The sequence below is a fragment of the Modestobacter italicus genome (assembly GCF_019799965.1).
Lineage (GTDB): Bacteria > Actinomycetota > Actinomycetes > Mycobacteriales > Geodermatophilaceae > Modestobacter > Modestobacter italicus_A.
Map to the genome: position 1 here is coordinate 587,144 of NZ_JABGCJ010000003.1, position 9,493 is coordinate 596,636.

General features: G+C 70.8%; 9 protein-coding genes. 2 read left to right on the forward strand and 7 right to left on the reverse strand.

Features of this window, described 5'->3' with window-relative positions; translation table 11 throughout:
* Position 1: 1 nt before the first annotated feature.
* The 6 genes from nuoE to HLA93_RS10430 all read right to left on the reverse strand — a co-directional run bounded on the left by nuoE (position 2) and on the right by HLA93_RS10430 (position 4,928).
* Positions 2–1,006, reverse strand: coding sequence for an NADH-quinone oxidoreductase subunit NuoE (gene nuoE / locus HLA93_RS10405; RefSeq protein WP_222194276.1), 1,005 nt, complete (start codon positions 1,004–1,006; stop codon positions 2–4).
* A 76-nt stretch (positions 1,007–1,082) separates the two neighbouring features.
* Entirely contained in the window at positions 1,083–2,405 is a 1,323-nt protein-coding gene (locus HLA93_RS10410; RefSeq protein ID WP_222194277.1) for an NADH-quinone oxidoreductase subunit D, read from the reverse strand.
* The gene (locus tag HLA93_RS10415; protein ID WP_222194278.1) at positions 2,402–3,121 is read right to left on the reverse strand and encodes an NADH-quinone oxidoreductase subunit C; all 720 of its coding nucleotides are present in this window, start codon (positions 3,119–3,121) and stop codon (positions 2,402–2,404) included. Before HLA93_RS10415 ends, HLA93_RS10410 begins: the two co-directional genes overlap by 4 nt.
* Positions 3,118–3,783: a NuoB/complex I 20 kDa subunit family protein gene (locus HLA93_RS10420; RefSeq protein ID WP_222194279.1), complete on the reverse strand. Its 666-nt coding sequence runs from the start codon at positions 3,781–3,783 to the stop codon at positions 3,118–3,120. The genes HLA93_RS10415 and HLA93_RS10420 overlap by 4 nt, the downstream gene beginning before the upstream one ends.
* 36 nt (positions 3,784–3,819) lie before the next feature.
* Positions 3,820–4,299 (reverse strand): NADH-quinone oxidoreductase subunit A, encoded by a 480-nt coding sequence (locus tag HLA93_RS10425; protein ID WP_439957973.1) that lies wholly within the window; start codon positions 4,297–4,299, stop codon positions 3,820–3,822.
* A 413-nt stretch (positions 4,300–4,712) separates the two neighbouring features.
* Positions 4,713–4,928, reverse strand: a complete 216-nt coding sequence (locus HLA93_RS10430) for a hypothetical protein (protein WP_439957974.1) — start codon at positions 4,926–4,928, stop codon at positions 4,713–4,715.
* A 19-nt stretch (positions 4,929–4,947) separates the two neighbouring features.
* Between HLA93_RS10430 and HLA93_RS10435 the strand changes: the two genes are divergently transcribed.
* Positions 4,948–6,351: a recombinase family protein gene (locus HLA93_RS10435; protein WP_222194280.1), complete on the forward strand. Its 1,404-nt coding sequence runs from the start codon at positions 4,948–4,950 to the stop codon at positions 6,349–6,351.
* A 167-nt stretch (positions 6,352–6,518) separates the two neighbouring features.
* Here the strand turns inward: HLA93_RS10435 and HLA93_RS22515 are convergent, their stop codons facing one another.
* On the reverse strand, positions 6,519–7,490 hold the full coding sequence (locus HLA93_RS22515; protein ID WP_439957975.1) for a rolling circle replication-associated protein: 972 nt from the start codon (positions 7,488–7,490) through the stop codon (positions 6,519–6,521).
* 1,012 nt (positions 7,491–8,502) lie between these two features.
* Here HLA93_RS22515 and HLA93_RS10445 point away from each other — a divergent pair.
* Entirely contained in the window at positions 8,503–9,279 is a 777-nt protein-coding gene (locus HLA93_RS10445; RefSeq protein WP_222194282.1) for a hypothetical protein, read from the forward strand.
* Positions 9,280–9,493 lie beyond the last annotated feature (214 nt).

Consider the following 9,493-nt stretch of genomic DNA (forward strand, 5'->3'; position numbering starts at 1 on the left):
GTCAGGCCTCCCGCTCGATGGAGCTCTGCTGGCCGGCACCGGTGCCGGTCGGCGGGGTGTCGGTGCCCTCGCGGCCGCGTTCGGCCGGCTGCCGGCCGGCGGGCTCGGGGGTGTCGGGGTGGTGCTGGGCGGCGCCGGCCCGCTCGGCGGGGGTGTCCGCGGAGGCGACGGCGGTGTCCGCGGCCTGCTCGCTCGGCGTCTCCCCCGTGCCCGCCGCGGGCTCGACGTCCGGCTCGGGTGCCTGCTCGGGGTGGGCGTCGCGCATGGGTGGCGCGGCCTCGCCGCGCTCGGCGGCCAGCCGGACCCCGACCAGCGTCGGCTCGCCGGCCGACGGTGCGTCGATCGCGGCCCGCTCGGCGGCGAGGTCGGCGTGCTGGGAGAAGCCGGCGAGCTGGCGGGAGATGCCGCGGAAGTCGGTGAGCGGAGCGCCGCGGGTGGGCGGCGGCTTCTCTCCCCGGCGCAGGGCGGCGACCAGTTCCCGGGCCGACGCGACGTCCTGCTGGTCGTAGAACTCGTAGTCCACGGTGACCACCGGCGCGTAGTCGCAGGCGGCCAGGCACTCGGCGTGCTCCAGGGTGACCGAGCCGTCGGGCGCGGTCTGGTCGTGGCCGACGCCGAGGTCGGCGGAGACGGCGTCGTAGATCCGCTGCCCACCGAGGACGGCGCACAGCGTGTTGGTGCAGACGCTGACCAGGTGCTTCCCCGTCGGGTGCCGCTTGTACATCGTGTAGAACGTCGCGACCGCGCCGACCTCGGCCTTGGTCAGCCCCAGCAGCCGGGCGCAGAAGCCGACGCCCTCGGGTGAGACGTAGCCCTGCACCGACTGCACCAGGTGCAGCATCGGCAGCAGCGCCGACCGCGCCTGCGGGTAGCGGGCCATCAGCTCGCAGGCCTCGGCCTCGGTCTGCTCGGTCAGCGGGGGCAGGTCCGGTGCGGCGGGCTCGACCGGGCTGGAGTCCAGGCCGGTGACCGCCGTCCCCTCGTACGAACCAGGCAGTGCGCTCACGTCGTCACCTCGCTGGCGCTCGTCGACGCCGCTCGCGCGGCGCTGCTGTGCTCTCTGGATGAGCTCGCAAGCTCGCTCACCTGTCGACTCCCCCCATCACGGGGTCGATCGAGGCGATCGCGGCGATGACGTCGGCGATCATGCCGCCCTCGCTCATCGCCGCGGTGGCCTGCAGGTTCACGAAGCTGGGGTCGCGGACGTGCACCCGGAACGGGCGGGTGCCCCCGTCGCTGACCACGTGGTAGCCGAGCTCCCCGCGGGGCGACTCGATGGCCGTGTAGACCTGGCCGGCCGGCACCCGGAAGCCCTCGGTGACCAGCTTGAAGTGGTGGATCAGGGCCTCCATCGACTGGCCCATGATGTGCCGGACATGGTCCAGGGAGTTGCCCATCCCGTCGGCGCCGAGGGACAGCTGCGCCGGCCAGGCGATCTTCTTGTCCTCGACCATCACCGGCCCGGGCTCCAGCCGGTCCAGCGCCTGACCGATGATCTTGATCGACTCGGTGATCTCGCCCATCCGGACCAGGTACCGGCCCCAGGCGTCGCAGGTGTCGGCCGTCGGCACCTCGAAGTCGTAGGTCTCGTAGCCCAGGTACGGCTCGACCTTGCGCATGTCCCAGGGGAGCCCCGCCGCGCGGAGCACCGGGCCGGTGACACCCAGGGCCACACAGCCGGTGAGGTCGAGGTAGCCGACGTCCTTGAGCCGGCGCTGCCAGATCGGCTGGCCGGTGAGCAGCCGGTGGGTGCCGGCGACCCGCTCGGGGAGGACGGCGAGCAGCTCCCGCACGGACTCCACGGCCCCCTCGGGGAGGTCCTGCGCCAGCCCGCCGGGGCGGACGTAGGCGTGGTTCATCCGCAGCCCGGTGATCTCCTCGAGCACGTCCAGGACCAGCTCCCGCTCCCGGAAGCCGTTGGTCATGCCGGTGAGCGCGCCCATCTCCATGCCGAAGGTGGCCAGCGCGACCAGGTGCGAGGCGATCCGGTTGAGCTCCATGACCAGCACCCGGATGGTCTGCGCCCGGGGCGGCGCCTCGATGCCGAGGAGCTTCTCCACGGCCAGGCAGTAGGCGGTCTCGTTGAACAGTGGCGCCAGGTAGTCCATCCGCGTGACCAGGGTCGTGCCCTGGGTCCAGGTGCGGTACTCGGTCGTCTTCTCGATGCCGGTGTGCAGGTAGCCGATGACGACGCGGGCCTGGGTGACCGTCTCGCCCTCGAGGTCGAGCACCAGCCGGAGCACCCCGTGGGTCGAGGGGTGCTGCGGCCCCATGTTGACCACGAGCCGTTCGTCCTCGTGGATGTCGGCGCCGAAGGTCTGGTCCCAGTCGCCGCCGGTGACCGTGTAGACCCGGCCCTCGGTCGTCGCCCGCGAGCCGGCGTACGGGTCCTGGGTGGTGGTCATCGGTAGCTCCGGCGCTCGTCGGGCGGGGGGATCTGGGCGCCCTTGTACTCGACCGGGACGCCGCCGAGCGGGTAGTCCTTGCGCTGGGGGTGGCCCTCCCAGTCGTCGGGCATGAGGATCCGGGTCAGCGCCGGGTGGCCGTCGAAGACGACGCCGAACATGTCCCAGGCCTCCCGCTCGTGCCAGTCCGCCGTCGGGTAGACGGAGGTGACCGACGGGACGTGCGGGTCCTCGGCCGTCACCGCCACCTCCAGCCGGATCCGGCGGCGGTAGGTCATCGACGTCAGGTGGTAGACGACGTGCAGCCGGGGGCGGCCGGGCGTCGCGGCCGGGCCACCGCTGTCGGCGTAGTCGACGCCGGAGACGCTGCTGCACAGCTCGAAGCGCAGCGACTCGTCGTCCCGTAGGGCCCGGACGAGGGTGAGCAGGTGCTCGCGGGCGACGAAGTACGTGATCTCGCCCCGGTCGACCAGGACCCGGTGGACGGCGGCGGCGTAGGTGGCCTCGCCGACCGCGTCGGTCAGCGCATCGGTGACCTCGTCGAACCAGCCGCCGTAGGGCCGGTCGGTGGAGTGCAGCGCGACGGCGCCGCCGGGCTCGACCCGGACCAGGCCGCCGAACCCGGAGGTGTCACCGCTGCCGGTGACCCCGAAGGCGCCCTTGCGGAAGCCCCCGCCGGGGGCGGTCGCGGCTCCGAAGCCGGCCTCGTCGCTCATCGGTCCGCTCCGGGCAGGACGGCGTTGCCCCCGCGCTGCTCGATGGCGAACTGGCCGGTGCGGCCCTCGGCGGCGGCCTGCTCGTAGGCGCGCCGCGCCGCCGGGTCGGCCCGGACGCTGGAGGGCATCGCGAGGTGCAGCTCCGGAGCCGTGCCGTCGGAGCGGGCGGCGGCCTGCTCCCGGGCGCGCTTGGCGCCCAGCGGCTGGTGCTGGATCTTGTGGTGCAGCTTGAGGATGGCGTCGGTGAGCATCTCCGGCCGCGGCGGGCAGCCGGGCAGGTACATGTCCACCGGGACGATGTGGTCGACGCCCTGCACGATCGCGTAGTTGTTGAACATGCCGCCGGAGCTGGCGCAGACGCCCATGGCGAGCACGTACCGCGGCTCGGGCATCTGGTCGTAGATCTGCCGGAGGACCGGGGCCATCTTCTGGCTGACCCGCCCCGCCACGATCATCAGGTCGGCCTGGCGGGGGGAGGCCCGGAAGACCTCCATGCCGAAGCGGGCCAGGTCGTAGCGGCCCGCACCCGAGGCCATCATCTCGATGGCACAGCAGGCCAGGCCGAAGGTGGCCGGCCACAGCGAGGACTTGCGGGTCCAGTTGACCAGCTTCTCCACGCTGGTCAGCAGGACGCCGCTGGGGAGCTTCTCCTCCAGGCCCATGTCAGCGTCCCCTCTCCGTGGTCGGTGCGGCGCGGGTCAGTCCCACTCCAGCCCCCCGCGGCGCCACTCGTAGGCGAAGGCGATGAAGACCGTGCCGATGAAGACGGCCATCGCGCCGAGACCCCACAGCCCCAGCGCGTCGTTGGCGACCGCCCACGGGTAGAGGAAGACGATCTCGATGTCGAAGACGATGAACAACATCGCGGTCAGGAAGTACTTGACCGGGATCCGCCCGCCGGTAAGCGGCTGGTCGACCGGCTCGATGCCGCACTCGTAGGCCTGGAGCTTGGCGCGGTTGTAGCGGCGCGGGCCGATGAACGGGGCGGCGGTCACCGAGAAGAGCGCGAAGCCCGCGGCGAGCACGAAGAGGCCGACGAGCGGCACGTAGTTCGACAGCATCAGCGCCGGCTCACCCCCACGACGGCGGGCGCAGCGGACACCGCTGCCCCACCCGCGTCGGGAGTGCACCTCGTCGTGCAGACCACGGAAGACGACCTCCACTCGGCCCCGGGACACCGGGGCAACGCTTGTGAACTACTTCACAAAGTCGAGCGGTCGAAGCCTATCCATGCAACGCACCGGAACGCCAGGACCCCCGGTGACCGACTTCACACCGAGGGTCCTGACCACTGCTACGAGCTGGGCGTTCGGGTCAGAGCGGCCCGGGGCTGGGCGACGGCGGCGGAGCGGTCGGGTCGGTGGGACCCGGGGTCGGGACGGGCGCCGGCGACGGCGGTGAGACCGGGTCGGTCGGCGACGGGGACGGCGAGGGCGGCTGGGGCGCAGGGGTCGTCATGCCGCCCCCCCGTGCCCGGTCACCCATCGTGGAAACGGGAGCCGCCTCTGCCCACGGCGAACCGGTCGCCGAGGTGCGGGTCGCCGGACCTCGCTGGCACCGCCCACGCACGCTCCCCTGCGGCGAGCGGACCTCAGAACGGTGGCGGGTCGTCGGGATCGGGGGCGAGGCCGGTGCTCACCAGCTGGAGATCGGCAGGCAGCCGCAGGCCCGGTGGCCGGGTGGTGCGGGTGACGCCGGAGGGGGTGGTGACGTGCAGCGTGCCGTCGGGGCTCATCCGGTAGCGCCAGCCCGGGGCGTGGGTCTTGAGCCGGTGGTGCCGGCGGCAGAGGCAGCACAGGTTGTCCACCCATCACTAGTCTCCCCCCATGGCAACGGTGGTAGGCGCGGCAGCGGTGTACGCGCGGATCAGCAGCGACACCGAAGGCCGCGCCCTGGGCGTGACCCGGCAGCTTGAGGACTGTCGACGGCTGGCCGACTCTCTCGGTTGGCCGGTGGCTCAGGAGTACGTCGACAACGACCTGTCGGCCTACTCCGGCAAGCGCCGCCCCGCCTACGAGCAGCTGCTGGCCGACCTGGCAGAAGGGCTGAGGGACGCGGTGATCTGCTATCACGTGGACCGATTGACCCGCCGGCCGGTGGAGTTGGAGCAGTTCGTGGCCACCGTCGATGCCGCCGGCGTGCGGCAGGTCCGGTTCGTGTCCGGGGACATGGACTTGGGCACCGGGGACGGGTTGCTGATCGGAAGGATCATGGCGGCGGTGGCAGCGAACGAGTCAGCGGCGAAGAGCCGACGAGTGCTCCGGAAGTTGGACCAGATTGCTGCCGAGGGTCGTCCGCACGGCGGGAACCGGAGGCCGTTCGGATACGAGGACGACCGGGTGACAGTGCGGCCGGACGAGGCGGAGGTGATCCGGCAACTGGTGGCCCGCTACCTGGCCGGGGAGAGCCTGCGATTCCTGTGCAGCTGGCTGGAATCTAACGGCGTGCGGACCACCACCGGCGGCGAGTGGCACAGTCCCTCCCTTCGGGGCGTGCTGAAGTCAGGCCGGATCGCTGGACTGCGGGAGCATCGCGGCGAAGTGGTCGGCCCGGCAGTGTGGGACGCGATCATCAGCCCGGCCGACCGGGACCGCGTGCTGGCCCGCATGGCTGAGGCGGCGGTGACCGGCCGCCGGTCCCCGCGCCGCTACCTGCTGTCGGGGTTGCTGCGATGCGGGCGGTGCGGAGGCAAGTTGTTCAGCTCCCCGCGAGGCGAGACGCGCCGCTACGTGTGCGTGTCCGGGCCGGATCACGGCGGCGGGTGCGGGCGCCTGACCGTTGTGGCTGAGCCGGTCGAGCAGCTGCTGGTCGAAGCGGTCCTGCAGCGGCTCGACAGCCCGCAACTGGCCCAGACGCTCACCGGTCGCGGCGGTGACGTCCTGGCGCTCGAGCTCAGCGACGGCCTGGCCGCCGACCAGGAGCAGCTCGACGAGCTGGCGGTGATGTTCGGCAAGCAGGAGATCAGCGCCCGAGAGTGGCGAGCGGCCAGGCAGCCCATCGAACGGCGCATGACCGACCGGCAACGGCAGCTGACCGCCGCCACCAGCACTGAGGCCCTGGCCGGTCTGCCCGGCAACAGCGGCCCACTCCGACAGCAATGGGCAGAGCTGAGCCTCACGCGACAGGCAGCCATCGTCTCAGCGGTCATCGACCACGCCGTCATCGCTCCCGGTCAGCCCGGTAGTCGCTCCCTGGACCCGACCCGTGTCCGGCCGGTCTGGCGCTTGTGACCTCTCCGGCGACCGGCTTCGGCCCGTGCGCCGGTCGGTACCGGAACCTGCCGTGGGCGGGGACAGCAGCGCGGCCACCCTTGCCAGCACGTGCGGATCGGTGATCAGCACCGGAACGCCCTGCTCGGCGCACGATGCGCTCAGCCAGGCCGCGACGGCCTCTCGGCTCAACCCCATACCGACTCCACCGCCGCAGGCACATCACCCGGGCTGGCCTCGCCAGCTGAAGGTGCCGACCCGAAAGCCGCCGCCGGCGGGGCCAGTTGGTCGGTCGACGCCGCGCCAGCAGCTCGCGTCAGCCGCGTGTTCTCCATGGCGGCGCGGTTGGCCGCTCGCACGTCTCGCACGGTGAGCCCCCACTGCCGCGAGGAGGACCAGGTGCGATACCGCGCCGGTGCGCTGCCCCGGGTGATCTCCCCGGTGCGGGTGTTCACCACGTCGACCGCCCAGGGAACGTCTTCCCGCTGGTCGGTGGCTTTCGTGGCGTACTTCGCCGCGTAGCGGGCGTGCTGCTGAGGGGACAGCGGGGTCAAGTCCACCTGACAGCCGAAGCCAGCAGCTAGCGCGATCCTCTGCACCTGGTCGCGTCGCAGCGGGTCGGAAGACCACACCAGGACGTGCAGGTGCAGCGCGCCGCGCTTCTGGACCTCGACCACCCGGAAGTACTCGAACCGGCACACCCGCGAGAGGCTCAGCCGCAGCCGGTTCCATGCCTGACCGGCGGCCGCGTTCCACTCCGCGAGGTCCCCGACCCGGCAACCGCAGGGGCCACCGCCACCCGGGCGACCAGGCACCCACCGGGCGTGTTCGCGCTCACCCGGTGCGGTCAACGTCAAGAAGCTTCCGTGGCCGCGATGCGCCGTCGCGGAGCGGGACTCCACTATCCGGACGAGCAGCCGTCGGTATCGGTCGGAGCAGGGCACGCACCGGGAAGCCCGGTGTGCCCGGCAAGCCCAGACGAGACGGCGATCGCAGACGCGACACACGACGAGCAGGGGCGAAGTGCAGTCCAACCCAGCGACGCCGCCTCCAGGCAGGTAGCCCACCACGCGCAGTCCCCGGACGCCCGGCGGGCAGACGCACCCCGGCTTCTCTTCGGCTGGTTGGACATGACGACGCGGCTCAGCGAGCGCAGACACGGACGCGGCCGGAAGCGTCGGTCAGGAAGACGGGGCGGCCACGGCGGACAGCGCGGGCACGCGTGGAACGAGCAGACATGAGGCTTCCAGGGAGACGACGGGACGCGACAGATGTGCGTAGTCGCCGCCGGTCGGCCGCCGGTCGGGGACGCACTCTGTGATGTCGTCTCGCGGGCCGATCCCCTGTAAGTGGCTGGTCCCGGGCGGGGTTCGCCTCGATGGACCCCGGGGTGCAGTCGACATAGTGACACGAGCCCAGGGCGAGCGGAAGCAGCCGCAGGCCAGGCGCGTGTTGAGTTAGTGCAGGAAGAGGGTCAAGAGGCGACCCCTCCGGGGTCGCCTACGACGCCCGGCAGGCACGGGGTCGGCCACAGGCCGCGACCCGGGCGCTCCGCACCCTCCAGCCGCGACCTGCGGTCGCCCCCCCCGTCCGTCGAGGGCGCCACAGGTGCCGACGCAGCGCACGGGCGCCCTCCGGGCGACCCTTCGGGCAGACCCGTGCACCACGACGACCCCCGCGGCAGATGCACTCACTACCGGGGGCCGGGGAAGAAGGGAGTCACGGTAGCGGCCCGAGCTACGTTGCTACCTCAAGTCCAGAGCGCGCGCCTGCGGCGCACGCTCTCGGGCTCCTGCAGCAGTCTAGGAACGGGAAGGGCCGATAGTGCTAACGAGCGTGCTGGAATCTCTCCTTCCTGGCGCGAGACAGCTCCGGCCACCGTTGATCACAGGACTCCTATGGACCCTGCTGATCTGGCTGTTTCTCGCAGATTCGATTCCATCGCCCGACGATGCAACGGGCTGGATTGATCAGGTCTACGGAGTCGTTGGCGCGGCGGGCCCCGTGGGGACGGGCGTCGTCCTCTCAGTCCTTGTCTTCGCCTTGGGCGCCATGCTCTCAGGCCTATCCGAGGCAGTCAGCGCTATTGTCGGCAAAGCGGCGAGTCGCGCCCAAAGAGCCTATCGCTGGCAGATTCACGCACAGAGATCTCGGCGCCGACTCAGGCGTGAGGTGGCCACGCTTGCCCGCGATCTGGAACGACGAAAACTCGCTATCCAGCAGGCGTCCGAAGCGGATCGAGCGAAGCTCCAAAAGCGTGCGGATCAACAAGAGGCAGAGTTGAGCGCCGTCAGTGAAAGATTGAATATCGTTGAGCGAAAGAAGGTTCGCCGGCTGCTACTCCCAGACTCAAGTGCCAACCTGCGGGCCCTGGGCACGCTTCCCGCGACGGCAGGAGAGGGTCTCGAGAGAAACCTGATTTCGTCCGCCTGGACGCAGGGCCTGTCATCCCTAAGTGGCGAAGAAGACGGATACGTGCGCGAGATGGATACCTACGGGCTAGCCGAGCAGCCTCCGCGAATTAGCGACTTGTCCGAGGGCGTAGAAGAAGAGTTTTCTGGCGATCCGCTGGACGTTCTTAGATCCCTTGACGAACAGCTCTACTTAGAACTCGACCGCGAGCGCGCCGAACGAGACGTGCGTTTGGCTATAGCTGTTCCAGCCTTGGCCTTGTCCATTTACGCTGCGCTTCAATGGAGCAGCTGGTGGATCCTAGCGTGCACCCTCCCGCTGTCTTTCATAGTTCGCTACTCGTTCGCTTCGACACAAGAGCGCACTCGCGTCTTACGGCTCGTTCAAGTGCGCAGCCTGCGGACGCCGAGCATCCAACGCGCCTATGACGCAGGCCGAACAACGGCTCGCCTAGTGATAAAGCAGCGACAAGAAAGACGACGAGCAGAGGAAAATCGCAAGCAAGAGAGCGCAACGTCGCCCGCCCCCCTCCAGTGAGTCTGATCGCCCGACCCTTGAGGGTGGCCTAACGATTCGTTAGGTCGACGACAGTGCGGCACCCGCATGCGGACACCGCGCGGAACAGGCGCCGGCAAGGCAGCCGGGTACCACCGGCAGGGGGGTGTGCCTAACGATGGACGAGGTTGGCGCAGTCGGTGGTTCCGCCCTCGCGGTGGGCGCAGACGTGGTCCAGGTCGGTGCGGGCGGCCGG

What these genes read in the sequence shown, in the direction of transcription:
- HLA93_RS10410 (WP_222194277.1), bottom strand. Translation starts at nt 2,405, where the DNA reads ATGACCACCACCCAGGACCCGTACGCCGGCTCGCGGGCGACGACCGAG.
- HLA93_RS10420 (WP_222194279.1), bottom strand. Translation starts at nt 3,783, where the DNA reads ATGGGCCTGGAGGAGAAGCTCCCCAGCGGCGTCCTGCTGACCAGCGTG.
- HLA93_RS10435 (WP_222194280.1), top strand. Translation starts at nt 4,948, where the DNA reads ATGGCAACGGTGGTAGGCGCGGCAGCGGTGTACGCGCGGATCAGCAGC.
- HLA93_RS10415 (WP_222194278.1), bottom strand. Translation starts at nt 3,121, where the DNA reads ATGAGCGACGAGGCCGGCTTCGGAGCCGCGACCGCCCCCGGCGGGGGC.